This window comes from Luteolibacter sp. Populi, from assembly GCF_040801775.1.
Taxonomy (GTDB): Bacteria; Verrucomicrobiota; Verrucomicrobiia; order Verrucomicrobiales; family Akkermansiaceae; genus Haloferula.
Window position 1 is genome coordinate 5,997,919 of sequence record NZ_CP161812.1, and the last position, 25,889, is coordinate 6,023,807.

Genomic DNA, 25,889 nt, shown 5'->3' on the forward strand with positions numbered 1-25,889 from the left:
ATGGGGCGTTGACGCTGCGGTTTTTTCGGTTCAACGTCCGTGCCGATCCCAAGGGGAACCCCTTCCATTCAATGACCATCATCCGCCGTTTCATCGCCCTCGTGGCTGCCACCGCCCTCCTCGGGACCGCCGCGGCCCAAGAAGGCAAGCTGAAGATCGCCACCGTCGATATGCAGCAGCTTTTCAAGGAATACCATCGCACCAACGAGGCGCAGAAGGAAATCAACGTCGAGCGGGCGAAGATCCAGAAGGACAACAACGAGCGGCTCGACCGGATCCGCACGCTGGATACCGACCTTCAGGGCATGCGCAAGCAGCTGGAAGACCCCTCGATCGCGGATTCCAAGAAGCAGTCCGTCTTCACCGAGTGGAACGTCAAGCAGCAGGAGGGCATCATGCTCGACCGCGAACGCCGCGAGTTCCTGCAGCGCCGCAACCAGAGCCTCAACGAGAAGATGGTGCAGCGCATGAAGGGCATCCTCGAAGAGATCCGCAAACTGGTGGAAGAGAAGGCCAAGGCGGAAGACTTCGACTACGTCTTCGACAAGTCCGGCCTGAGCACCTCGCAGGTTCCTTTCTTCCTCTACACCAAGGACGCCACCGACATCACCGCGGTGCTGCTCAAGGAGCTGAACAAGGATGCGCCGGCCGAGAGCAAGCCTTCCGAGGAAGCTCCCCTGGTGCCGGTTCCCCTGGGTGAGTGATTGGATTTTAGCCGCCGAATTGTGGCCCTGACTCTTTCCGAGCTCGCCCGGCTGGTCGATGGTAACATCGTCCGGGGCGGGCTCGATCTTTTGATCGAGGGCATCGCGGCGCTGGAAGATGCGGGTGCATCGGAGTTGTCCTTCCTCGGCAACGAGAAGTACCGGGCGCAGTTCCTGGTGACTCGCGCCGGCGCGGTCATCGTGCCGCGCGGGGTGGCGGAAGGACCCGATGGCTGCGCCCTGATCGCGGCGGACAATCCTTCGTTCGCCTTCGCCCATGCGGTGAAGCATTTCGTGGCGGAAGTGGCCAGGCCCTTCGCGCCGGGGATTCACCCGCGTGCGGTGGTGGACGAGTCGGCGAAGCTGGATCCGGCGAAGGTATGCGTGCATGCCGGTGCCGTGATCATGGCCGCTGCCGAGATCGGGGAGGGCACGGAGATCGGCCCGAACTGCGTGGTCGGCGAGAAGGCCCGGATCGGGCGCGACTGCCTGCTGCATGCGAATGTCTCCGTGCGCGAGCGTTGCACGCTGGGAGACCGGGTGACGGTTCAACCGGGTGCGGTGATCGGTTCGGACGGCTACGGCTACGAATGGGTCGAAGGTCGCCATGTGAAGATCGATCAGGTCGGGATCGTGGAGGTCCAGGACGATGTTGAGATCGGGGCGAACACGACGATCGACCGGGCCCGTTTCGGGCGGACCGTGATAGGCGAGGGGAGCAAGATCGATAACCTCGTCCAGATCGCGCACAACGTGCAGATCGGGAAGCACTGCCTGGTGGTTTCGCAGGCCGGGATCGCGGGGAGTGCCCGCATCGGGAATCACGTGGTAGTGGCCGCGCAAGCGGGTGTGGGAGGCCATGTGAAGGTGGGCGCGAAGTCGGTGCTGGCCGGGCGGGCCGGTGCGACCGCGGATCTTGAAGGCGGACAGACTTATAGCGGGATGCCAGCCAGGCCCTTCATGGAGGAGCAGCGCTCGCGCGCGCTGATCCGGCAATTGCCGAAGCTCGTGGAGCGGGTGAAGGCGCTGGAGAAGAAGCCAGAGAACGGAGCTGCCAGGGATTGAAGCGAAGAGCTTCTTCCTACCGCTCCTCTTCAAGACCAGTCCGGCGGTCGCAATCCTGCCGGGAAGCCGGAAACGAAACACCCGCCGGATCGTCGGGGGGAACGAAAGCGGCGGGTGGTTATCCGGGTTCCGGGGGGAAGCAGCTCTCGGCTTGGGGGCGGCGTCGGCTACGGGAATAGTCATGGCCGATTTTGCCCCCTGCCGCCATCACGCTATCGCGTGCGGCGGGATTTGCGTAGGCGGAGCTTCGGAGCGCGGTCCCGGGACGGGTCCGACCTGTTGAAGATGAGGGACAAGACGCTTCTTTCGCGCCCCGCCCCTTTACAAAGCGGGGGGCTCTGGCATCCCCTCCGCCGCCATGTCCGATTTGCCAAAAGCCTACGAACCCCAAGCGGTGGAAGCCAAGTGGTATGCCGCCTGGATCGAAGGGAAATGTTTCGAGGCCGACCCCGCCTCGGAGAAGCCCGCGTATTCGATCGTCATTCCGCCGCCGAACGTCACGGGCATCCTGCATCTCGGACACGTCCTCAACAATACCATCCAGGACATCCTGGCCCGCCGCGCGCGGCAGGAGGGCAAGGAAGTGCTATGGCTGCCCGGCACCGACCACGCGGGCATCGCGACCCAGGCGAAGGTGGAGCGCGAGCTGCGCGAGAAGGAAAAGCTCACGCGCCGCGATCTCGGCCGCGAGGAGTTCCTGAAGCGCGTCTGGGATTTCAAGGAGAAGCACGGCAATATCATCATCAGCCAGCTCAAGCGGCTGGGCTGTTCCTGCGATTGGTCGCGCGAGCGCTTCACCATGGACGCCGCCTACACCAAGTGGGTGAGCCACGTCTTCGTGGAGCTGTTCAAGGAAGGCATGATCTACCGCGGCAAGCGGATCGTGAACTGGTGCCCGGTGTCGCTGACCGCGCTCTCCGATGAGGAGGTGATCATGAAGCCGCAGCGCTCGAAGCTGTACTACATGAAGTACGAACTCACGGATGCACCGGGCGAGTTCCTCGAAATTTCCACCACCCGTCCCGAAACCCTGATGGGCGATGTGGCCGTGGCAGTGAACCCGAAGGATCCGCGTTTCACGAAGTATGTGGGCCGCACGGTCTACCGTCCTTTCCCGCACGCGCCCATCCCGGTGATCGCGGACGACCACGTGGACATCGAGTTCGGCACCGGCGCGCTCAAGATCACGCCGGCGCACGACAAGGCGGACTTCGAGATCGGCCTTCGGCACAATCTGCCGATCATCGATGTGCTCACTCCGGAGGCCTTCATCAACTGCCCGGAGGTGCCGGACCTGCACGGTCTCGACCGCTTCGTGGCGCGCCGGAAAGCGGCGGCGAAGCTCGAGGAGATGGGCCTGCTGATCAAGGTGGAGGAATACGACAACAACGTCGGCTTCTCCGAGCGCGCCGGCGTGCCGATCGAGCCGCGGATCTCGATGCAGTGGTTCCTCAAGTATCCCCGCGTGCAAGAAGCCGCGGATGCGGTGGCGAATGGCGAGATCCAGATCCGGCCCGAGCGCTGGGCGAAGACTTATGCGCACTGGATGGAGAACCTGCAGGACTGGTGCATCAGCCGCCAGCTCTGGTGGGGGCACCAGATCCCGGTGTGGTATCGCAAGGACAAGCTGGAAGGGCTCAAGAATGCCGAGTCGCTCGACATGGCGGACTTCCAATCCGGGGACATCCACGTGGGTATCGAGGCTCCCGCCGATGAAGCCGGGTGGGTGCGCGATGAGGACGTGATGGACACCTGGTTCAGCTCCTGGCTCTGGCCTTTCGCGACCATGGCGGACGTGGGCGAGGAGACGCCGACGCTGAAGAAATTCTACCCGACCACCGATCTGGTGACCGGTCCGGACATCATCTTCTTCTGGGTGGCGCGCATGATCATGGCGGGCTTCCGCTTCGAGGGAGAACTGCCATTCAAGAATGTTTATTTCACCTCGCTGATCCGCGACATGAAGGGACAAAAGATGTCGAAGACGCTCGGCAACTCGCCGGATCCGCTCGACATGATGGACCAGTACGGTGCCGACGGCCTGCGCTTCGGCCTGATGCGGATCGCGCCGACCGGTAGCGACCTGCGCTTCGACGAAGTGCAGATGGAGGAAGGCCGGAACTTCGCCAACAAGCTCTACAATGCCTGCCGTTTCCGCCAGATGGGCGGGACGATCGAGTTCCCGGAAACCGACGTTGAGGAAGACGAGGGATTGGTGGGGATGGCGAACTGTTTCCACATCGATATCCTCGCGAAGCTGGACGAACTCGCGGTGGATCTCACCCGTGCCTACGGCGACTATCGTTTCGGCGAGATCGCCCAGCGCTTGTATGAGTTCCTGTGGAGCGAGTTTTGCGACAAGTTCCTGGAAGCGGTGAAGGGCGACTTGCGTGAGACCGCGACGCCGGAGGCCCGTGTGGTGACCCTTTCGGTCATCGATACGGTGATGAGCCGCTTCCTGCAGCTTCTCCACCCCTACATGCCCCACCTGACCGAGGAGCTTTCCTTGAACATGGGTTACGTCGATGCAGGCGAGTTCCTGATGGAAGCCGAGCTACCGGAGCAGCCGGTGCTCGCCGGACTCTCCGCGGACGATCTGGCGATCGAGCAGAACAAGGCGGCGGCGATTTACGAGACCGCCGGCCGCCTCCGCAACCTGAAGACCGAGTATCACGTGGCCGCGCGCCGCGATGTGAAGCTGGTGGTGAAGGGGGCCGTGGCCTGGCTGGAGGAACAGCAGCAGGTGCTCGCCCTGCTGGCCGGGGCGGGGGAGATCCTGCTTGATTCCACGTACGAGGCCCCGAAAGGCACACCGGTGGCGCTGACCCCGGTGGGCGAAATCTACCTGCCGCTGGAGGGCTTGATCGACGTGGCCGCGGAGAAGGTCCGGATGACGCGGGAAATCGCGAAATTCGAACAGGAACTCGTCCGCAGTGAAGCCAAGCTGGCCAACGAAAGCTTCATCGCCCGCGCCCCGGCGGAGGTGGTCGAGCAGGAGAAGGCGCGGATCACCGAGTGGCGCACCAAGCTGGCCCAACTTCGCGAGATGCTCGAGGGTCTCGGATGATGCCTTGCATCCTGCATTCCAATTCATAATCTCCCTCCCGTCGTCGAAGAATGTCGGAACTGCTCACCATTGAAGGCATCGATTCGGATGAAGTCGAACTGTTGGAAACCGCCGGCTGGACGGATCTGAACTCGGTTGCCAAGGCGAACGTCGACGTTCTCGTCCGCGAGATGTCCAAGGCCAACGAGAAGTTCCGTCTTGTCGTGCGCGTGCCGGAGCGGAAAAAGGTCGAGCGCTGGGTGGCCTCGGCCGCCCGCCTGCTGGACGCGCCCCGGCCATCCCGGAAGAGGGAGAAGGCTGCGGAAAGCGCTAGCCTGCCCGCTGAAGCCCCGGTGCTGACCGTGGTGGAAGACGTACCGGAGGTGGAATCCGACCCGGAGCCGGTGGTGGTGGAGCTGGTGAATTTTGAAGCCGATCCGGAGGTGCTGGTGATGCTGGCCGCGGCTCCGGTGGCGCTGCCCTTGCCCCCGCGCACGCTCGCGGAGCAGGGGATCGCGCCATCCGAGATCGCCATCGCGCCGGTGCTCAACCGTGCCGAAGGCGATCTGGATGTGCGGGTGGCCGTGACGAATCCCGATCCTGAAGAGGCCCACATTCCGGACGCCCCGCGGGTCGGCCGCCGTGCCGACGTCAGTGCCGCCGTGCAGATCGGCGATATGATGACGTCCTCCGGGCGGCGCGGAATCGACACGTCGCGCCTGCGCACGGTCGAGGAAGTCCAGGGCGAGGCGCCTGCCCCGCGCGCCTCCGCCTCGAAGAGTGGCATGGATGATGACCGGATCGCCCTGCTGCGCTCGCCGCGACCGGAGACCAACAAGGGCCGCAGCCCGGATTCCCGCTTTTTCATCCGCGGCGTGCTCCACGACCAGCCCCTCAAGGTATGGTTCGGCGGGCTCTTCGCGGTGCTGCTCCAGATCTCCATTCCACTGGCGGTGACCGCCGCGCCGCTGCTGATCCTGCACGACGAGATGCCGGAGAAGTTCGCTTGGGTGCCGGAATGGATCATCGCTTTCCCGATCGCCGTGCCGATTCTCGGCCTGCTCTATGCGACCGTCAGTGCCCGCGCCAAGTGCCGGGTCTGCGCGCAGCGGCTCTACGTGCCGAAGCATTGCCTCAAGAACAAGAAGGCGCACCATCTGCCGCTGTTCGGCTACATCGGCGGGCTGGCCCTGCACGTGATGACCTTCAAGTGGTTCAACTGCACCTTCTGCGGGACCTCGATCCGGATTAAGAAGTAGGGGGAGAATGTCGAATGAGGAATTTCCGAATGTCGAATGACGGGAACTGAAAGCCTCTTACTCCCGATTACGAGTATCGATCACGATGGTGACAGGGCCCTCATTGACGAGGGAAACCTTCATATCCGCGGCGAAGCGTCCGCGGCCCACCGGTTTGCCCAGTTCGGATTCGAGGGCCTCGCAGAACTGCCGGTAGAGCGGCTCCGAAATCTCCGGTCGCGCGGCGCGGATGAAAGAGGGCCGGTTGCCCTTCTTGGTCGAGGCATGCAGCGTGAACTGGCTGACCACGATCGCCTCGCCGCTGCAGTCGGGCAGCGAGAGATTCATCAGGCCCGCGTCGTCGGGGAAGATCCGCATCCGCGCGATCTTCGCAGCCAGCCAAGAGATGTCTTCCGTGCCGTCTCCGTCCTCGATGCCGAGCAGGATCAAGAGACCCGTGCCGATGGATGCGACGGTCTCGCCATCGATGGTGACCGAGGCGGAGGAGACACGTTGGATGACGGCGCGCATCGGTAATAAATGACGAATTCAGAATTTCCGAATGTCGAATGAAGTGTCTGTTAGAGAGGGGAGAGGCAGCGAAGCTTCTTCACACTCCTGCCACACTTCATTCGACATTCGGGAATTCGAAATTCGTCATTCTCTTCAATAGACCGGCACGCTCGGATCCACCTCCGCGGACCATCGATCAATCCCGCCGCTCATCGACCAGACTTCGTCCAAGCCGCGGGACTTCCAGTAGCCTGCCGCGCGCAGCGAGCGCATGCCGTGGTGGCAGTAGAGGATCACGGGCTTCTCCGGCACGGCGAATTCCGCGAAGCGGGTCAGCGGCACCAGGCGCGCGCCCTCGATCCGGTTGAAGCGCCACTCGTCGTCCTCACGGCAATCGATCAGCTCGATTTCGCCGCGGCGGATGGCGGGCAGCAGTCCGGAGACTTGGGCCGGTGTGAGTTCCATCACGGCCTGCGGGTCCGGCAGGCCGGGGCTCATCGCTTCACGGTCACAGGCGTGCCGATCTGGGCATTTTCGAAGAACTTCTGAGCCATCTTGTCCGGCATGCGGACGCAGCCGTGGGACGCGGCGTAGCCGGGCAGGTAGCCGGTGTGCATCCCGACGGCGGGAGCGAAGTTCAGGTAGTTGAACATGGGTGCGCCCTCGTAGTAGCAGCCCGCGGGTACCGGCTCGTTGTGGGCCTCCGCGTCGTCATCCACGATCCGGTCCGTGCCCTTTTCCTTGAAGACGCCGTAGCTGGAAGAGCGGTGCCACTTGTCCTTCTGGTTGACCTTGTAGGTGCCGGAGGGAGTGCCGCGACCTTCCTTGCCAGTCGAGAGCCGGGACACGCCGGCAAGCTGGCCGCCCTTGTAGAAGAAGGCCTTCTGCTGGGTGAGGTCGATGGTGATCGCGGGCGAGCCGGTCAAGTGATCGCCGTCCCAATACGACACGTCATCGGGGATCGGGCTCGATTTCCAATCGTGCTCGCGCTTGCCGTTGAAGCCCGCCATGTAATGGGATTCGCCGCTCATGCCGCCGTCGGTCGGGCTGCAGGAGACGGCGAGGAGGGGCAACAGGATGGCAGGGATGAATCGGGCTCTCATGGTGTTTCGGATGGGCGGATCTTAAACCGAGGTGGGGGAGGGGTCAACCCTGTTGGACTTTAAATGCTGCTTTTTCTGCATTTTACCGGATTTCGCCACGCTTGCACCTCCCCCAAACCCTGCTACCAATCCCCCCGTCCGTATCCCACTCATGCCCAACTACGATTACGTCTGCCAAACTTGCGGCCACCGCTTCGAGGTCTTCCAGAGCATGAATGACGCGAAGCTCGAGGATTGTCCGCAGGAAGGCTGCGAGGGCAAGGTCAGGCGTCTGCTGGGCACCGGGGCCGGATTGATTTTCAAGGGTTCGGGCTTTTACCAGACCGACTACCGCTCGAATTCCTACCAGGAAGGGGCGAAGCAGGACAGCGCCGCCTCCAAACCCGCCAAGCCGGCCGAGTCCGCGCCGGCAGCCGCTCCCGCCGCAGCGCCGGCACCTTCGTCCGCGCCAGCGAAAAGCGCCGATTGAGCGCCCTTCCCAAACGCGGGCGGGTTTGCTACGCCCTCTCCGCACATGGCCGAAGAGACAAAGGAATCCCCGAAACGCCGCGGCAGTTGCCTCGGCAAGCTGGCCTCGCTGATCACCTTCGCCGGCGTCGCGGGCCTCGGGGTCGCCGTCTGGTTCATCGCCCAGCCGCAGGATCTCTCGGATCTCAAGGGCCACGCCCCGTCCGCCGCAAGTAGCCGCACGCGGGACCTGAACCAGGTCCTCAAGAACGCGGTCAACCAGAGCTTCCCGCTGAGCCTCACGGAGGAGGAAATCAACCTATACCTCCGGCAGACCCTCGCCGCGAAGCAGGGTGGCCTGCTGGAAAAATACGTCACTCTCGATGGCGCGCGCGTCCGGCTCGAGAAGGACCGCGCGGAGCTTATCCTGCTCCGCACCGTCGCGGGCCACCAGATCACCACCTCGATGTATTTCCGCGTCGAGCAGACCATCGAGCTGAACGACACCTCGATGACCCACATCATCCGGGATGGCGGCACCTTCTTCCCGCAGGTGCCGGATACCGTGCTCGCGCAGAAGGTCGTCAAGGGCGGTCGCTTCGGCCAATTGGTCGTGCCGCAGGGCTTCCTGATCCTCGCGCTGCCGTCCTTCGAGAACCTCGCGAAAGCTTACGAGAGCGAGCTCAACCACGCCTTCCGCGAGATGGCCCGCATCTCGATCGAGAAGGGCAAGCTGGTGCTTGATCCCCGGCCCGGCGGCTCGGCCTTGCCGGAGGCCGACGGCAACTTCTAGACTGTCACCTCATGTCGCGCCGCTCCATCCGCCTGAGTTTGCTACTCGCCGCCTCCGTCCGCCTGCTCGCGGCCCAGGAGCCGCCGGTGCCTGCGATTCCCGCGGAGGACCCGCCACCCGCTGCCGTGCCCGTGGACGAGGAGCCGCCGCCCGCGGCAATTCCCGTCGACGAAGGACCGGTGATCGTCGCGCCCGGCGGCAATCTCCCGCAGCCCGCCGCGGAGGAACGGGCCATCAGCCTTTCCGGGATGTTCCGTGTTTACGGCGGCGACGCCAAGCAGCGCGGCTCGGTCGTACTGCTGTTAGAACAGACCAAGAACGCCTTCGAGGGCCTGCTGCGGGAGACCGAGCTGAAGCCTGACGAGGACAAGAAGGAGGATACCTTCCGGGTCGGACCGAAGAACCAGTTGGAGCCCTTCAAGATTCCCGTGGATGTGGTCCTCTCCGCCGAGCCCCTGTCGCGGAATGTCATCTATCAGGTCATCGTCACGCCGAATGCCTACTTCCTGCGCATCCGCATTCACCTTGCCCGCGGCATCGACCATGAATTGCTCGAGCGCGCCGCGCTGAACATGCTGCTCTACGAGCGCGCGCTGCGGAACATGAAGCCGGAGGAGGACGACGAGAACCCGATCCCGGTGGTTCGTCCGTGGTTGGTGGAAGGCCTTGTCGAAGCCGAGAGGTGGCGCACCAATCGTGCCGACCGCCGCATCTACGAAGGTGTCTTCCGCCAGGGCGGCGGCTTCACGCCGGATGAAATTTTCGAACTCCCGGACTCGAATTTCCGGCGCTTGGACGGGGCCTCGAAGCTCTCCTTCCGCGCGCTCTCCGGAGCCTTGGTGATGGCGCTGCTGGAGCAGCCCGATGGCCGCGGCGCCTTCCGCTCCTTCTGCGGGGAGGCGGCGCTCTTCTCCGGCGAGATGCCGGTGCTGCTGCGCAAGCACTTCCCCCAGCTCAATCTCTCCGCCAATAGCCTCGCGAAATGGTGGGCGCTCAAGCTCGCCCAGATTATCCAGCCGCCACTGACCGAGGTCATCTCCGTCCCCAATACCGAGCTCGCGCTGGATGACGCGCTCCAATTCCACATCCGCGACGCGAACGACAATCCCATGACCCGCGGCCTCGATGGCTGGCAGGAACTCGCCGCCCTCAAGGAGCCGGAGCGGGTCGAGGCCACGCGGCATGCCGATGAAGCGCTGATCCGCCTGAGCTACCGTTGCTTTCCTTCCTACCGGGCCTTGCTGTCCGAGTACCAAGGCGTCCTGCGCGACCTCGTCGCGGGCAAGAGCGGGGCAAAGATCGCCAAGCAACTCGAGGAGCTGGCCGCCCAGCGCAAGATCCGCGTCGAGCGCTCCCGGCGTGCCGAGGATTACCTCAACTTCATCGAGATCTCCCAGGCCCGCGAGCTCAGCGGCGAATTCGACGACTACGTGCGCCTGAAGGAGGAACTGGAACTCCGGCCCCGCCCGCAGCGCCATGACCGGGTGACCGGCACGCTCGATGTGATGAACAAGGCCTACGATCTGGAGAAGTCCCGTGATTCCCGGAACAAGCGCTGAAATCGGTCAAAATTCCCCCGCGCCCCGGAGGGTGGTTTGACAAGCCGGGCGGACTCCGCAGGCTCGCCGGGTGAGCACCATCCAGAGCACTCCGCTCGAATCCCTCCACGTCCGCCTCGGCGCCCGCATGGTGCCCTTCGCCGGCTGGAACATGCCCGTCCAATACACGTCGATCATGGACGAGCACGGCGCGGTGCGCGCGACGGCTGGCATCTTCGACATCTCGCACATGGGCCAGTTCATCGTCAGCGGCCCCGGCGCGCTCGGCTGGCTCAACCGCATGCTCGCGAACAATGTCGCCAAGCTTGCGCCAGGCCAAGGCCAGTATTCTTTCCTGCTCAATGAGAGCGGCGGAGTGATCGATGACCTGATCGTCTATCGCACCGCGGAGGACAACTTCTTCCTGGTGGTGAATGCCTCAATGATCGAGGAAGACTACTTTTGGATGGCCAAGCACCAACCGGAAGACGTGGAGTTCTCGAACGAAAGCGCGCTTTGGGCCGGCATGGCCGTGCAGGGGCCGCAATCCGCCGCCGCCTTCGCGAGCGCTTGCCCCGGCCAGGAATTGCCGCCGCGCAATGGCATCGTCCGCTTTGCCGTGGAGGGCGGCGAGGCCGTCGTCTGCCGCACCGGCTACACCGGAGAGGATGGCTTCGAGTTCTTCTGTCCCGCCGGGGAGGGCGAGGCTTGGTTTGAAAAGTTCATCGCCGCCGGTGCCCAGGCTTGCGGCCTCGGCGCGCGCGACACCCTGCGCCTGGAGATGTGCTACCCGCTCAATGGCAGCGACCTCTCGCCGGAGCGCACGCCGATCGAGGCCGGCCTCGGCTTCTTCGTGGATCTGGAAAAGGGCGACTTCATCGGTCGCGAAACCCTCGCCAGGCAAAAGGCCGAGGGCCCCGCGCAGCGCCTCGTCGCCCTCGAATACACCGACAAGGGCGCGCCGCCGCGCTCGCACTACCCGCTGCTCGATGCCGACGGCCAGGTCATCTCCGAGCTCTCCAGCGGCGTGCTTTCGCCCAGCCTCGGCACGGGCATCGCCATGGCCTACGTCCCCGCCGCCCTCGCCAAGCCCGGCACCGATCTGCTGGTCGATGTCCGCGGCCGCCACTTCCCGGCGAAGGTGGTGAAGAAACCGTTTTACAAGCCCGCCGCGCAGAAAGCATAAGCTTCGTATCCCGATGAATGTTCCGCAAAATCTCCGCTACAACAAGTCCCACGAGTGGGTCCTTCTCGAAGGTGACATCGCCACCGTCGGGATCTCCGACCACGCCCAGGAAGAGCTGACCGATGTCGTCTTCGTCGAGCTGCCGCCCGTCGGCAAGACCGTCGATGTCGGCGACCCGACCGCGGTCGTGGAATCGGTCAAGGCCGCCAGCGACATCTACGCCCCGATCTCCGGCGAGGTCGTGGAAGTGAACGACGCGGTGGAAGCCGATCCTTCGCTGGTCAATACCGATCCCTACGGCAAGGGCTGGATCTTCAAGCTCAAGGTCAAGGACGCGGGTCAGCTCAATCAGCTCCTCGATGCCACCGGGTATGAGGCGATGATCGGGTGAGAGAGGCCCCTTGGGTCTCGAAGAACGCGTCAGCGCCTGGGGGCGCGGAGGCACTGCCCCGCAGAAGCAGCCTTGGCATTGCTATCCATCACGACGATCAAATGGAGAGGGCCGTCGCTTGGCTGCTGGCTTTTTCTTGCCCACCGCAGCGAGGGACCATTCTGCGGGCCGGTGGCTCCGCGCCCCCAGGGGAAGAGCCGTCCTTTCCGGCAAAGCGGTAGCAATTCCAAACAGCTTCTCATCTCCGGCAAGCCACCTCGAAGCGGTTCCCGCAAGGGTCCTCGAAAAACACTGCATAATACGCCTCCTCATAATCCATCGGCCCTTCGATCTCCCGCGCTCCTGCCGCTTTCGCGACCCCGGCCAGCCGATCGACCTCCCCGGCACTCTTCGCATGGAAGGCGATCCGGTTCTCATTGGCCCGGTGTCCCGGCGATTCCGTCACCCCGAAGAACCGATCGCCGCTCTCGCTCTCGAATTGCAGCCAGCCTTCGATGTCCATCTCCCGAGTGAAACCGAGGGCTGGCAGCAACTGCCGATAGAAGCCCTCTGCGGCGGCCAGATCTGGCACGCGGAGGTCGATGTGGTCGAAGATACGGGACATAACCTCCCAGCCTAAATCACCGCCACAACCAGCGCAAGGTGCCCGGGAAAATCGCCCCGCCGTGCTTGCCGCTGTGCTGGCCATGGCCCCACACGAAGCGGTGGTCGTAGCCCGCGAACTTGAGCGCCGCCTGCATCTGCAGGTTCCCCAGCGGCCAGGAGCCGTGAGGATTATCGAGATCCTCGATCCCTTCCTGGAAGAAGGCGCGAATCGGCTTCTTCTCCGCCTTGCGGATCATTCCGGGATACACATCGCCGCCGCGGATATTGGTGAAGGAACCGATCTGGGAGACCACCTTGCGGAAGGCATCCGGCCGCTGCCAGGCCACGGTCCATGCACAGATCCCGCCGGAACTCATCCCGCAGATCGCGCGCTGTTCGGGATCGGTCGTCAGGTTCTTGGCCTTTGCCACCTCGGGCAGGATCTCTTCTAATAGGAAGCGCGCGTAGGCATCCGAGAGCGTGTCGTATTCCACGCTGCGGTTGCTGCTTTTCCACGGCTCCTTCGGCAGCTCCGCAGCGAGGTGGCCGGGATTGATGAAGATCCCGATGACCGGCGGGATCTCCTTCGCGTGGATCAGGTTGTCGAAGACAGCCGTCGCCCGGCACTCGCCGGTCGGATTCAAGTAAGAGTGGCCGTCCTGGAAGACCATCACCGCGCAGGGCTTCGCCGCATCATACTGCACCGGCGTGTAAACGTGATACTCGCGGATCGTGCCCGGGAAGACCTTCGAGTCCTTCCACACATGGCTCGTCACCGTCCCCTTCGGTACGCCCTCCTTCGGCATCGAGTCCGGACCGAGCACCGGTTCCGGCATCTCCGGGAGGGACAAGGTAGGGGAGGGGTCCTCGGCGAGCGCGAGGGTGGAGAAGGCCGTGGCGAGCAGGAGGTGGCGGAGCATCTATCCGGAACGCTGCTAGTAGCCGGGACTTTCAAGGGTGACACGATACCTGTAAGCCGTTGTCATCGGGGTTCAAAGATATCGAGCCCGGAGAGTGCGTCCTCGATCAGATCAATCTCTCGAAGATCCTTCTCGGTGGGCGTGATTGGAATTACGTTCAGGAACCGAACCTCTTGGTCGCCGATCATGCTAGTGTCCCATCCGTCTTCGACAAAACGCGGGTACAGCAACGCGCAGCTAGCAGTGTCATAAAGCGGGATCGGTCCGGGATCCCGAAGAGTGTGCCACCAATCAAGAGGATCTCCAACCTGGAACGGATACATCGCAAGATTTGCCAGGAAACGCGCAATCCGGTGCTTGTCCTTGTCATCGAGGTGTCTTCTCACCGCGAAATGGAGTTCCGCCCGGTAAGCAGCCTTCGGCATGGGTACGGACGACATGCCGATGGTGCTGAAAGTTGTCATGTCGCAATGGTCGTCGGCATCCCAGATGAGGATGTCGATCCGCGCAGGATAGCCTTCGCAGGAGATATCGTCGTCAAAAACAATCGAATCGGTGGGCTCGCCGAAATGGTCGACATGTTCGCGATAGACTTCGCGGAGGAAGGGTGGGGCACTCATCTGGAGCTGGTAAGGAAAGAAAAATAGGTCTGAATGATTTCACTCCAGCGCAAGGGGTCTCCGGACTCAAGATCCCTCATTCCAGTAGACGATCAGATTCTTCGTCGCCCTCCCGGCCGCAATAATATCCGGCTTCCCGTCCCCGTTCAGGTCCGCGACCTTGAAGTCCTCGCAGGACATCGTGTTGTCATCGACCGTGGCGTGGAGCTTCCAGGCGCTACCATCCTCGGCGGTCGGAACATAGAGCCGGATGCCGACCTTCTTGCTCTTGTCGCCCTTCCGCCAACCGGCGATGAGCTGGTCATAGCCTAGCCCGAGGAAATCCGCCGTTGCCAGCGCATGCCCCTCCGCGAGCGTGTCGTCTAACAGGACACGCTTCTGCGACCAAAGGCCGCTCTCCGCCTCGGGATTCACCGCGACCTGGTTGCCGTGGAAGGGCTCGATCGTGGCGATCATGCGCTTGCCGTTGGGCAGCTTGCCGAGCCGGACTTCGCCCGCGCCCTTCTCGGTCATGCGGGTGGCTTTCCATGCTCCGTCTTGCTGGTGAACCCGGTGCACGCCTTCCTTGCAGGCTACCAGCATCGAGTCACCCGCGGTCCCGGCCCAGGTGACCGGATCGAAATTGTGGGCGAGGTGGAACTGGTCGTTGATCAGGAAAGTCGGCCACTCCTTCGTCGCTTCCTTCTGCGGCTCGTAGCCGAGGAATCGAATTCCGTCGCCCTCGGTGTTCACGTTGTTGCAACCGTGCAGCGGCAGGACTGCGAGGAACCACTGGTCTCCGGCCTTCTTCACCCAGTGCATGCGGTGCACGGTCGGCTCGCGGTGCTGCTGCTGCGCCACCCACTCCTCCACCCGGTCCTGCGGGGCCGTCAGCGTGAAGACCGCGCCGCTGTTCTTGGTGTCGCCGGGATTCCACTCCGCGCCGACCGCCACTTCCGCCTTCTTGTCGTGGTCGATGTCGCAGGCCGCCACGCAGACGTGGTCCAGCTTGGTCAGCGCGCCGGTCATCTTGTGCTTGGTCCAATCCGGATTGCGGTACCACACCGTCTCCTTGGCATCCACCAGCACGATGTCGTCCTTGCCATCGCCATCGATGTCCGCGATCGAGAGCCCGTAGCCGATCCCCAGCTTGGCATCGAGCGTCTGGGCCCGGAATTTCGCCGCAGGTGCCTCGGGCAGGGCGTAGATCGGGGAGGCAAGGAGAAGGAGAAAGGGAATCGCGCGCATGGGAAGAGGAATGTCGAATGAGGAATTTCCGAATGACGAATGAAGTGTGATGAAGAAGGGGGCGCAAGCGGGATCTTGAGCACCCCGTCTTACTCCAAGGCCCGGGCCGAATTCCCTTTTCTTTCATACACTTCATTCGTCATCCCCGGAAGCTCCTCGCCCGACCTAACGTATTGTGCAGATGCGCCTCGCTCCGCTCCTCCTCTTTCCCGCCCTCCTCCATGCGCAGGACGACCCGAACCGCCCGGTGGCCACCACCGCGGCGCTGGATGCCGCGGCCACGGCGGAGAAGATGAAGCTGCCGCCCGGCTTCCGCGTGGAAGTCATCGCCAGCGAGCCGGACGTGGTCCAGCCGATCGCCTACACCATCGACGACCGCGGTCGCCTCTGGGTGCTGGAAAATACCAACTACCCCGAGTCCCCCGGCCAGCCGAAGGATAAGGTGCTGGTCTTCGAGGACGCGGATGGCGATGGCAAGTTCGAGAAGCGCACGGTCTTCTGGGACAAGGCAACCTTCAGCAGCGGCATCGCGGTCGGCTTTGGCGGTGTCTGGATCGGCTCCCCGCCGAACCTGCTCTTCATTCCCGACAAGGACGGCGACGCGGTCCCGGACGGCGAGCCGCAGGTGGTGCTCGATGGCTGGGGCGCGGAAGACACCCACGAGACCCTGAACAACTTCACCTGGGGTCCGGACGGCTGGCTCTACGGCACCCACGGGATCTTCACGAATTCGAATGTCGGCAAGCCTGGCGCATCCGACGCCGAGCGAGTGCCGGTCAATGCTGGCGTCTGGCGCTACCATCCGCAGCGCAAGGTTTTCGAACGCTGGTGCGAAGGCGTGAGCAACCAGTGGGGGATCGACTGGAACGACCACGGCGAGGCCTTCTTCGCCGCCTGTGTGGTGCCGCACATGTGGCAGGGGATCGAGGGCGCTCACTACACCCGCCAGGCGGGCTCGCACTTCAATCCCTACATCTACGATGACATCCGTACCATCGCCTGGGGCCGCTACGAGAAGGCCGGCTACTGCGGCGCGATGGTCTACCTCGGCGATGCCTTCCCGGCGGAGTGGCGGGACAATTTCTTCTTCCACGACGTCCACATGAACAAGCTCCGCTGCGAGACCTTCTCCCGCGAGGGCTCCGGCTACCGCAGCACCCGCAAGACCAACTTCATCGATAGTCCGGACGCCTGGTTCCGCGGCCTTTCCCCTCAATACGGGCCGGACGGCGGCGTCTTCATCAGCGATTGGTATGACAAGGTGCCCTGCCACCAGCAGCGCGCCTTCACCGACCGCTCGAACGGCCGCCTCTACAAGATCGTGAACGATGCGGTGAAGCCCCGCGCCCTCGATCTCGCAAAGGCCAGCGATGCGGAACTCGTGGCGATGCAGCTTCACCCGAACGACTGGTTCGTCCGTCACGCCCGCCGCCTGCTCCAGGAGCGCGGGGCCAAGCCCGAAACCACGGCGGCGCTGGAGAAGATCCTGCTGGAGAATCCGGACGATACCCGCCAGCTCCGCGCCTTGTGGGCCCTCCACAGCCAGGGAGCCCTGAGCGAGGCCACGGCCTTGAAGGCGTTATCCCAGCCCTCCGAGTTCGTCCGCGGCTGGACCATCACTTGCATCACCGAGCAGGGCCGACCGTCCGATGCCGTGTTGGCACGCATGACCGAACTCGCGACGACCGATCCCTCGCCCTCCGTGCGCCTGCGTCTTTCCTCCGCCGCGCAGAAGCTCCCACCCGGCGACCGTTGGCCCTTCTTAGACGCGCTGGCCCGGCACGCGGGCGACGATACGGATCACAACCTCCCGCTCATGAATTGGTATGCCGCGGAAGCCTCCGTCGCTGTCGATCCCCTGCGCGGCGTCGACTTGCTCAAGGCCTCCCGCCAAGGACCGCTCTGCGAATTCATCCCGCGCCGGATCGTGGCGGTGGCGATCGCGGATGAAGCCAAGGCAGCACCCGCGATGGCCGCTCTGGCAACCTACCTCGGCGAAGCGGGGCCTGCCGCCCGCGGCGACATCCTCCGCGGCATGCTAGACGGCGCGAAGGGCCGCAAGCGCCTGCCCGAGCCGGCCACGTGGCCCGCGGTCTATGCGAAGCTGCGCGCCGATACCGACGAGGGCATCCGCCAGCAGGCCCGCGCTCTGTCCTTGATCTTCGGCAGCTCCGCCGCGCTCGGCGAACTCCGCGCCGTTCTCGCCAATTCCAAGGCCGTGCCGGAAGCCCGCCGCGAAGCTCTGGAAGCGCTGCTCGTCCAGCGTGATCTCGCCTCGCTGGAGGCCCTGGTCAAGCTTGCCGTCGAGGCCGGACCGCTGCGTCTCGATGCCCTGCGCGCACTCGCCAGCTACGATGATCCTCGTATTTCCGGCCTCCTGCTGGACGGCTATGCCAGATGCAGCGCCAAGGAGAAGTCCGCCGCCCTCTCCACCCTGGTCGCCCGGCCCGCCGGGATCGAGGCCCTGATCGCCGCGATCGATTCGAAGAGGATTCCCGCCAAGGACCTCACCGCGCCGCTGGCCCGCCTGATTCAGGCGGCGAAGCGCGAGGACTTCGACACTTGGCTCGCGAAAAACTTCGGCTCGCTCCAGCCCTCGAATGCGGCTCGCCAAGAGGAAATCGCCCGCTACCGCAAGTTCCTCGGAGAGGACGCCATCCGCCGCGCCAATGCGATGAATGGCCGCGCGATCTTCGAGCGCACCTGTGCCGCCTGCCACACCCTCTTCGGCGCGGGCGGGAAGATCGGCCCGGAGTTGCCCGGTAGCTTCGGCGACGTCGACTACCTCCTCCAGAACATCCTCGATCCCGATGCCGTGATCGGTAAGGACTACCAGCAGACCTTCATCGCCACCAAGGACGGTAAGCTCGTGGCCGGCGTCGTGGCCGCGGAGGATGCCTCCAGCGTGACCCTCAGGACCCTCGCGGAAACCGTCACCGTGCCGAAGGACAGCATCGCCAAGCGCGAACTCAGCCCGCAATCGATGATGCCCGCCGGCCTGCTCGGCACCCTCGAAGAACCCGAGGTCCGCGATCTCTTCCTCTACCTGCGCCAGTCGAAGAATCCTTGATCTCTTCTAACCTGAAGACGGGTGGATGGCAAAAGAAGGCCGGGAATCGCAACCCGCGATTCCCGGCGACCCGTGTAACCCTGGAGATCGGATGATCGCGTTCCTCAGTTCAAGGTCACGCGATAGAATGCCTTGCCCGTCGGCGGTGGTGCAGGGTCGGTGTAGCTGGTGCTGACGGCCGTGCCGGGATACGCGGCCTGCAGGACCGACCAGCCGCCGGCACCGAGATTGACACTTCGCTCGATCTTGAAGGTCGTGCCCGCAGTGCTCGGCCAGCTGATGCTGCCGTTCCCTTGACGCGTCGCCGCGAAGCGCGAGCTCCCGCTGTTCGGGATCAGGCCGAGCCGGAACTCGGTGATGTTGTCGGTGCCGTCCTTGTCGAAGTCACCGGCGGCCACCTCGCCCAGGCCGTTGAAGTAGGTCGTCTCCCAGGCATCGGCCAGACCGTCGCCATCGCCGTCGCCGGCGGAGGAGAGCGGATTGTTCAGGTTCTCCGCCTTGGCATCGACATAGAGGTTATCGATCAGGATCTTGCTCTCCGGGACTTCGAACTTCAGCAGGCACAGGCTGATCAGCGCGTTTGCCGCCGCCCCGTTGCGGAAGACATAGGGGCCGCCGGCCGCGGTCAGCTCGATCTTCCCGACCTGGCCGGCTGGCGTCTCCATGAAGACCTTCACCGTGTCCGTGTTGTTGTTCGTCACGATCCACACGTTCATCCACTGCATCGGCGGGATGTCGTAGGTCGTGTCCGGCGTGGCGGCCGCATTGCGGACTCGGATATTTCCGGCCAGCGGTGCCACCTGCGCCTCGAAGTCGCCGGGACCCGCGGGATTCGGGACATCGCTGAGGCCGAAACTGCGGTCGAAGATCGCCGTCTCGCAATGCATCTGGAAGAACAGCGTGCCGGTGTTCCCGTTCAGGATCGCGAGGCCCGCGGAGGAAATGCTCTTCGAGAGGTTGCCATTCGCCCACTGCAACTCGTGATCGGCATCCGCCGGATCCGCCACCACCGTGGCCTTCCCCGGGTCGCTGGCCACCCAGCCATTCACGCCCTGGATGCTCTGGCCCGCCACCATGCCCGGACCATCGAAGTCCTCCAGCAAGGCGAAGCCCGTCGGCTGCACCGGCGTGCTGGAAGCGAGCAGGGGATCGCTGGCGTGGGTCAGCTCGTAGTTGTCGCCGAAGCTATCGCCATCGGTGTCGCTGAACAGCGGCTCGGTTAGCGTCGTGTTCACTTCCTGGCCATCGCTCAGGCCGTCGTCGTCGGTATCGGTATCGAGCGGATCGGTCAGCTCGGTATTCACCTCGATGCCGTCGTCCAGCCCGTCCCCATCGGTATCGCGGAGCGTCGGGTTGGTATTGCGGACGAATTCGGTGCGGTTGTCGATGCCGTCGCCCGGGCCCTCGTCCAGATCGCTCAGGCTGCCCTGCGCGGAGATGTTGTAGAAGGCCTTCCAGGAATCCGGAACGGTGTCGGCGGTGGCGCTGAAGAAGCTCTCCTTGTTGACCGGATTCGTGTCGTTGGCGAATTCGACCGCATTGGTGTCGCGGTCGCCGTCCGGATCTCCGCCGGGCGTGGCGGCGAAGCTGCCGAAGTTCGTGAACTCCCACGCATCGCCCAGGCCGTCGCCATCGGCATCGCCGGGCACGGACGTGATGCTGGCCGGATTGCTGCCCGCGAGCAATTCCGCGGAGTTGATCTGGCCATCGCCATCGGAATCGACATTGCCTTGCGCGGTATTGCCGAAGAAGCCGATCTCCCACGCATCCGGCAGGCCGTCCGGCTCGCTATCCAGAGACGAGGTCCGGCGCATCCGGTCCCGCGGCCTGGGCCACGTGGCGCTGCACATCGGCCAGGGCCCCGTCCCAAATACGGACTTCATCGTAGGTCGCGCCGGCCACGCTGTCCGGTGTCGGCAGGACACTGAAGACCGAACGGCCGAGCCAGGCGTGCAGGTCATTGAAGGTGCTCAGGTGGTGCGGCGCATCGAAGCTCCCCTGGATCTGACCCAGCGGCGAGGTCGAGCCGACCGGTGCGGCATACCAAACCACGCGGCTGCCGTTGCCGATCGCCTCCCCGGAATGGACCGCGGGCAGGATCGTCATCACGATGTGATACTGCGTGCCCGGCGTGTAGGGTGCGACCGAGTTGATGCGGGTGGTGATGCTCGTGTCCTTCCACTCCACGGAGTCCGCATTCGGATTCACTCCAGAGCTCCACGACATCATCAGGTACTCATTGCTGGTGCCGTTGTTGAGGTCGAAGATGCGGGACCAGTTCTGCACCGTATTCTGGGTGGCCCACAGCTCGATCGTGACCGGTGTCATCTTCCCCTGCAGCAGGTTCGTGCCGAGATCAACGTAGTCCGACTCCGTATTCAGGCCGCCATCCAGCGTCACAGCGGTGGCGGAGATCGAGGATCCGCCGCCGGTCGCGGGGTTCGCATCCGCATCCACGATCTGGGCATGGGATGTGCCCGCCGAGTCGTTCAGCGTGCCATTGAAGTTCCAGCGGTGGACTAGCAGTGCCTTCGCCGGCGTCGAGGCCGGATTGCCCGGATCCGAGCCCGCCGCCATCTCCAGCGAATTGATGGAACCGTCCGAGTCGGAGTCGATATCGGCAGTGCCGAGGTTGGTGAAGTGGGCCTTCTCCCAGCCGTCGTTCAGGCCATCGTGATCCGTGTCCGGGAAGCCGACGGAGAGCAGCGGGTGGCTGTCGCCGGTCTCCTCCTGCTCGTTCGTGGCGTAGTCGTGATCGGGGTCGCCGCTGCCGGTGAGCGTCGCCAGATCGGGCGCATAGGTCAGCTCCCACTCGTCGGCCAGGCCGTCACCATCGGTATCGCCGGGGTTCGAGGCGGCGCTGTTTGGATTCGAACCCACCGCCTGTTCGGCCAGATTGTTATAAGTGTCGCCGTCAGGGTCATCCAGCTTGCCCTGCAGGACCAGTTCTCCCGGGGTCGGGTTCTCGTCGTTGTTGCCGAAGTTCTGGTCCTCCCAGAAGTCGCTCAGCTCGTCGCCATCGCTATCGCCATCGACCACGGTGAGCACCACGTTGTCGATGCGCTGGTCATTGGCGAAGGCCTTCACGCCCACGCCGATCTTTTTGCCGATGATCGGGCTGGCGGCGGGCACCTTGTAGATCAGCTTGCTCGCGGTGCCCGGTGCCCGCGAAACGGTGGCGGTCGGCGTGAATTGCAGGATCCCGCCGAAGCCATCGTCATAGGCCACCCAGAAGGTGTGGTTGCCGGTGCCGGAAGAAGTCGCGAGGTGGTCCCAGGTGACGCGGATGATGTCGCCCTCCTTCACCTGATAGGTAGAGAGATTGTAGGCCGCGTTGTTGACGTCGACCTCGGTGCGGCGGGTGCCGTTGCTCGGCGATTGTGCGTCATCGGTGCCGCCGCCGTTCGCGCTGGAGACGGTGGGCCACAGGGTCCAATTGTCCACGTCACCATCGCTATCGGTGTCCCAGTGATTGGCCTCCGCGGTCGCGCCGGTGACCCCGCCGAGCAGCTCGAAGCTGCCATTACGCTTGGCCGGACCGATCAGCGCGTGGAGCTTAGGCAAGCTGGCGATGTCGTTCGGATTGGAAGGATAGACCGTCTCGTCGAAGTCCGGCATCCCGTCGCCGTCCGTGTCCGATAGGTTCGGATCGGTGGGAGTGTTGGCGAAGGCGGCATTCAGCGCGCCGCTGGTTTCCTGGCCGTCGCTCGCCCCGTCGCCATCGCTGTCGGCGGCGAGCGGATTGGTGCGGACGTTGCCGAAGGCCGGGTTGGCCATGCCATCGTCCTCCGCACCATCCGCGAGACCGTCGCCATCGGTATCGGCCGAGAGCGGACTGGTGCCGAGCGTCTGTTCCTCGAAGTGGGTCAGGCCGTCGCCCGTGCCGCCGTTCTCGGTATCGTCGTTGCGCCCCTGCGCGAGATTGCCGAAGTAGAAGGTCTCCCACGCATCGACCAGATCGTCATCGTCCGTATCCGGATCGGCCACGAAGGTAGGATCGGCGAGGTTGACGCCGGCATTGTCGATGTAGAGGTCGTCGAAGTAGAGGAAGGCATTACCGTTGTCCGAAGTGAACTGGGCGGTGGTAATCGCGTTGCTGGCAGGCGCGTTGCGGAAGTTCCAGGTGCCGTCGGTCGGGGTGAGCTGGGTCTGCGTGGCGTAGCCGGAATCGTCCGCGCTCTGGACATACATCTGCCACGTGTCGCTGGTGTTGTTCACCACCAGCCAGACCTTGTACCACGCGGTGCTCTGGAAATTCAGCGGGGTGGCGAAGGTGGTGGCGACGTCCCGGCCGCGGAGGTTGGCATTGATCGCCTGCGCCTGGACCTCGAAGCTGCCGAAATTCCCGACCTGCCCGGTGGTCACCGGCAGCGGCGAATCCGCCAGGCCGAAGGAGGTGTTATTGGTCGTGCTGATCACCCGCATCCGGAAGAAGTAGGTGCCGGTGGTGGCATTCGCGATCGCGGCCGGCAGGGCGACTCCTGCATCCCCGTCCCCGGACTGGCGCAGCACCTTGTTGATCGGATTGCCGGGGTCCACGATCACCGCGACGGAGGTCGTATTGGTCGCGAGCCAGCCGCCCTGGCCGCTGATATTGCCGAGGCTGCGGGTATTGAAATTATCCACCGCGGTGAAAGCGGCGTGGACCTGCCAAGTGCTGCCGAGCAGCACCATCGCGGCGGGGATGCGAAGTGGAATGAAGGAGTGGTTCCTGGGTTTCATCGGTTCGGTTATCGGACGGTTCGTGGTTTTTCGCCGCGGCTGGCTTGGGATTCGCGGGGACGAAAGCGGTCGTCGGGAGGGCAGGGGGATTCTTGCGTTTGCCGGAGATCACAGCCGCAGCGGTTTAGGAGGCGTGTGCGAATGGCATTGATGCAATTCTATGCACATTAACTCCGGGGGGACGGCTGGTGTCAAAGGGAATCGGGGCCGAATCACCCATCATCGATCTACCAGCTCAAGATTGGACTGTGTCGCCGCGCTAGAGGGGGATTGCTGGAATTCGGGCGGAGAAACGGGATGCGTCTGGATGGCGGCGTAGGCCGATGCCCTTGGCATGGCTGAATGCCGATAGGGGAAATATGGCAGGGAGATCGCCTCTCCCGCGTGCGTTGATCCAGATGGAATTCACTGCAATCGATGCCGCCGAACTGCGGATGCGGATGGGGGGATCTCCGCGGCGCGAAGCCGACATGCCCGGTGATCGCGAGCCTGTGAGAAATTCGCTCCGGCGCGTGAGGGCGCGTCTCTTTGTTCGCGGATCTTAACAATCAACTAAAGCGGGACATCCGCTCACCATATCGCCTCCTGCGGGCTGTCACAATAAATTGGAATAATGCGGAATGCAGAAACTCGCGGTTTGTCGCATCGTCTTTTCTTGGAATCTCAAACGAAAGATGTAAGACAACGTTCGTTTTCCATGTATGGCGACCGCTACGCGCAACTCTTGGCTGGCTGCCGGGTTGACGCTTTCCCAAGCCCCGCCTAGATTATCAGACAAAACCCATGAAAGCCCACATTTGCGTCGTCGCCGCTTGCCTCACGGTCAGCGCACCCCTCGGCTTCGCCGCGGAGAAGCTCGCGAAAGCGGACGATCCGGCCTTTATCAAGAAGTCCGCGCTCGCCATCGATACCCACATCGCCGCGTGGTACCGGAAGCAGAAGCTGGAAGTCCCGGCGGTGACGGATGACGCCACTTTCCTGCGCCGCACCTTCCTGGTGGCGATCGGCCGGATTCCCACCGGGGAAGAAGCCCGCGCCTTTCTGGAGATCGAGGATCCCGCCAAGCGCACCTTGCTGATCGATTACTTGATGGCTTCCAAGGGCTACTCGAGCACGATGACCAACTGGGTCTTCGACCTGCTGCGCGTGACCGACGGCCGGCCGGGCTTCCAAGGGAACTTCGAGCCGTACCGGAACTGGGTGCGCACGGCCATGGAGACCAACATGCCGTGGAACGATTTCACGAACGCCCTGCTGGCCTCCGTCGGCGATGGCTGGGACCCGAATACCGCGGCGGTGGGCTACTACACCCGCGACCGCGGCATGCCGTTGGACAACCTGGCGAACTCGATGCGGGTCTTCCTCGGCTCGCGGATGGAGTGCGCGCAGTGCCACGACGATCCCTTCGGCACCACCGAGCGCCATGAATTCTTCGAATTGGCCGCCTTCACCGAGGGCCAGGGCTCCCTCCGTCAGAACTACATGCGCAAGCTGTGGGACGAAGTGGGCGATGCCGAGAAGCGCAACACCGTGGATTACGAAGTCGCGCAGGTGATGTGGGACGGCGTTTACGGCCTGAGCCTCGGCGGCACCGGTGCCGGCAAGATCGAGCTGCCGAACGACTACCAGTACAAGGATGGCGACCCGGGCGAAATGATCGGGGCCAAGACTCCCTTCGGCAAGACGGTCCGCATCTCGGAAAAGCACGACAAGGGCGATGGCCGCAAGCAGCTGGCCGAGTGGGTGACCACCAAGACCGGCGAGCAATACGCCTCCGTGGCCGCCAACCGCATGTGGAAGCGGGTCATGGGCCGCGCGGTTTACGAGCCGGTGGACGAATACAAGCCGACCAAGGATCTCCACAGCCCCGAGCTGATGGCCACCTTGATCAACCTCATGGTCGATCTGAATTACGACCTGCGCGCCTTCCAGAAAGTCCTGCTCAATACCAAGACCTTCCAGTTCGTGCCGAATCCGCAGCCCTCGAAGGTGGCCGGCGGCGATGACTTCCATGGCCGCCAGCTCCTCCGCCTGTCCTCGGAGCAGCTCTGGGATTCCCTGATCACGCTGGCCGCCGGCGATCCGGACAAGATGCCCCGCCGCAGTCTCGATGACCGGATCTACGTCGGCAACAAGCCGGTGTTGGTCGGGAAGAAGAACATGACCCAGGTCTCCAAGGAGGTGCTCGCCCTCGATTCCGAAGAAGCCGTGCGCGGCTACTTCAACAAGCTCCTCAACGAGGTGAAGACCGGCGGCGCGAGCGGCTCCAGCAGCGGCAGCGACATGATGGGAATGACCGGCAAGATCAGCCGCTACGGCAAGGACGCCGCCGTCCGCGCTTCCGAGCTGCCCAGCCCCGCACCCCGCGACCACCTGCTCTATCTCTTCGGCCAGTCCGACCGCATCGTGGTCGAGGGTTCGAGCCGCGAGCCGAACGTCGGCCAGGTGCTCTCGCTGATGAACGGCTACGTCCAGAACCAACTCGTGAACAACACCGGCGCGGCGCTCTACAAGAGCCTCGACGGTGCCACCACCGATGAGGAGAAGATCCGCCGCCTCTACGTCACGATATTGAACCGCCCGCCCAGCACCGAGGAAATGGGCTGGATGAAAGACGAGCTGAAGAAGTCGAAGGAAAACGGCATCCGCAACATCGTCTCCGCCCTCGTCATGTCTTCCGAGTTCCTCTTCGTCCAATAAACCCAAGACCCCCTCCTCCGA

The 25,889-nt window shown here is 63.8% G+C and carries 20 protein-coding genes; 11 read left to right on the forward strand and 9 right to left on the reverse strand.

The genetic code is table 11. The features are described 5' to 3' along the window. Positions 1-71 precede the first annotated feature (71 nt). From ABWK72_RS24360 to ABWK72_RS24375, 4 genes are all read left to right on the forward strand, one after another. Positions 72-704 carry an OmpH family outer membrane protein gene (locus ABWK72_RS24360; RefSeq protein WP_367872179.1) on the forward strand — a complete coding sequence of 211 codons (633 nt, stop codon included), beginning with the start codon at positions 72-74 and terminating at the stop codon, positions 702-704. Positions 705-725: 21 nt separating this feature from the next. Further along, a complete protein-coding gene (lpxD, locus tag ABWK72_RS24365; RefSeq protein WP_367872180.1) occupies positions 726-1,769 on the forward strand; it encodes a UDP-3-O-(3-hydroxymyristoyl)glucosamine N-acyltransferase in 1,044 nt (347 codons plus the stop codon). Between the two features lie 358 nt (positions 1,770-2,127). After that, positions 2,128-4,836, forward strand: a complete 2,709-nt coding sequence (locus tag ABWK72_RS24370) for a valine--tRNA ligase (protein ID WP_367872181.1) — start codon at positions 2,128-2,130, stop codon at positions 4,834-4,836. Between the two features lie 50 nt (positions 4,837-4,886). Further along, positions 4,887-6,074 (forward strand): DUF4332 domain-containing protein, encoded by a 1,188-nt coding sequence (locus tag ABWK72_RS24375; protein WP_367872182.1) that lies wholly within the window; start codon positions 4,887-4,889, stop codon positions 6,072-6,074. Between the two features lie 57 nt (positions 6,075-6,131). On the opposite strand, the gene dtd is transcribed toward ABWK72_RS24375, so the two are convergent. From dtd to ABWK72_RS24390, 3 genes are all read right to left on the reverse strand, one after another. Continuing rightward, entirely contained in the window at positions 6,132-6,584 is a 453-nt protein-coding gene (dtd, locus tag ABWK72_RS24380) for a D-aminoacyl-tRNA deacylase (RefSeq protein WP_367872183.1), read from the reverse strand. A gap of 135 nt (positions 6,585-6,719) precedes the next feature. Next, on the reverse strand, positions 6,720-7,064 hold the full coding sequence (locus ABWK72_RS24385; protein WP_367872184.1) for a rhodanese-like domain-containing protein: 345 nt from the start codon (positions 7,062-7,064) through the stop codon (positions 6,720-6,722). Then, positions 7,061-7,669, reverse strand: coding sequence for a L,D-transpeptidase family protein (locus tag ABWK72_RS24390; protein WP_367872185.1), 609 nt, complete (start codon positions 7,667-7,669; stop codon positions 7,061-7,063). Before ABWK72_RS24390 ends, ABWK72_RS24385 begins: the two co-directional genes overlap by 4 nt. Positions 7,670-7,820: 151 nt before the next feature. Here ABWK72_RS24390 and ABWK72_RS24395 point away from each other — a divergent pair, with 151 nt between their 5' ends. The 5 genes from ABWK72_RS24395 (at position 7,821) to gcvH (ending at position 12,024) form a co-directional block, all read left to right on the forward strand. Then, complete coding sequence (locus tag ABWK72_RS24395) at positions 7,821-8,138, forward strand: FmdB family zinc ribbon protein (RefSeq protein WP_367872186.1); 318 nt, start codon at positions 7,821-7,823, stop codon at positions 8,136-8,138. Between the two features lie 45 nt (positions 8,139-8,183). After that, a complete protein-coding gene (locus tag ABWK72_RS24400) occupies positions 8,184-8,909 on the forward strand; it encodes a hypothetical protein (protein WP_367872187.1) in 726 nt (241 codons plus the stop codon). An 11-nt stretch (positions 8,910-8,920) separates the two neighbouring features. Beyond that, positions 8,921-10,468, forward strand: coding sequence for a hypothetical protein (locus ABWK72_RS24405; RefSeq protein ID WP_367872188.1), 1,548 nt, complete (start codon positions 8,921-8,923; stop codon positions 10,466-10,468). Between the two features lie 70 nt (positions 10,469-10,538). Continuing rightward, on the forward strand, positions 10,539-11,633 hold the full coding sequence (gene gcvT, locus ABWK72_RS24410) for a glycine cleavage system aminomethyltransferase GcvT (protein WP_367872189.1): 1,095 nt from the start codon (positions 10,539-10,541) through the stop codon (positions 11,631-11,633). Between the two features lie 13 nt (positions 11,634-11,646). Next, positions 11,647-12,024, forward strand: a complete 378-nt coding sequence (gene gcvH / locus ABWK72_RS24415) for a glycine cleavage system protein GcvH (protein WP_367872190.1) — start codon at positions 11,647-11,649, stop codon at positions 12,022-12,024. A 238-nt stretch (positions 12,025-12,262) separates the two neighbouring features. Here gcvH and ABWK72_RS24420 read toward each other — a convergent pair whose 3' ends face one another. The 4 genes from ABWK72_RS24420 to ABWK72_RS24435 form a co-directional block, all read right to left on the reverse strand. Next, positions 12,263-12,628 carry a VOC family protein gene (locus tag ABWK72_RS24420; protein ID WP_367872191.1) on the reverse strand — a complete coding sequence of 122 codons (366 nt, stop codon included), beginning with the start codon at positions 12,626-12,628 and terminating at the stop codon, positions 12,263-12,265. Between the two features lie 16 nt (positions 12,629-12,644). Continuing rightward, the gene (locus ABWK72_RS24425; protein ID WP_367875378.1) at positions 12,645-13,445 is read right to left on the reverse strand and encodes an alpha/beta hydrolase; all 801 of its coding nucleotides are present in this window, start codon (positions 13,443-13,445) and stop codon (positions 12,645-12,647) included. A gap of 146 nt (positions 13,446-13,591) precedes the next feature. Further along, positions 13,592-14,149: a suppressor of fused domain protein gene (locus tag ABWK72_RS24430; protein ID WP_367872192.1), complete on the reverse strand. Its 558-nt coding sequence runs from the start codon at positions 14,147-14,149 to the stop codon at positions 13,592-13,594. Between the two features lie 66 nt (positions 14,150-14,215). Further along, positions 14,216-15,376, reverse strand: a complete 1,161-nt coding sequence (locus ABWK72_RS24435; protein ID WP_367872193.1) for an FG-GAP repeat domain-containing protein — start codon at positions 15,374-15,376, stop codon at positions 14,216-14,218. Between the two features lie 181 nt (positions 15,377-15,557). Between ABWK72_RS24435 and ABWK72_RS24440 the strand changes: the two genes are divergently transcribed. Next, positions 15,558-18,446 (forward strand): PVC-type heme-binding CxxCH protein, encoded by a 2,889-nt coding sequence (locus ABWK72_RS24440; RefSeq protein WP_367872194.1) that lies wholly within the window; start codon positions 15,558-15,560, stop codon positions 18,444-18,446. Between the two features lie 104 nt (positions 18,447-18,550). Here the strand turns inward: ABWK72_RS24440 and ABWK72_RS24445 are convergent, their stop codons facing one another. Both ABWK72_RS24445 and ABWK72_RS24450 read right to left on the reverse strand, forming a co-directional pair. Further along, on the reverse strand, positions 18,551-20,260 hold the full coding sequence (locus ABWK72_RS24445) for a hypothetical protein (RefSeq protein WP_367872195.1): 1,710 nt from the start codon (positions 20,258-20,260) through the stop codon (positions 18,551-18,553). Next, the gene (locus tag ABWK72_RS24450; protein ID WP_367872196.1) at positions 20,235-23,168 is read right to left on the reverse strand and encodes a hypothetical protein; all 2,934 of its coding nucleotides are present in this window, start codon (positions 23,166-23,168) and stop codon (positions 20,235-20,237) included. Before ABWK72_RS24450 ends, ABWK72_RS24445 begins: the two co-directional genes overlap by 26 nt. Before the next feature lie 783 nt (positions 23,169-23,951). On the opposite strand from ABWK72_RS24450, the gene ABWK72_RS24455 reads away from it, so the two are divergent. After that, on the forward strand, positions 23,952-25,868 hold the full coding sequence (locus tag ABWK72_RS24455) for a DUF1549 domain-containing protein (RefSeq protein ID WP_367872197.1): 1,917 nt from the start codon (positions 23,952-23,954) through the stop codon (positions 25,866-25,868). Positions 25,869-25,889 lie beyond the last annotated feature (21 nt).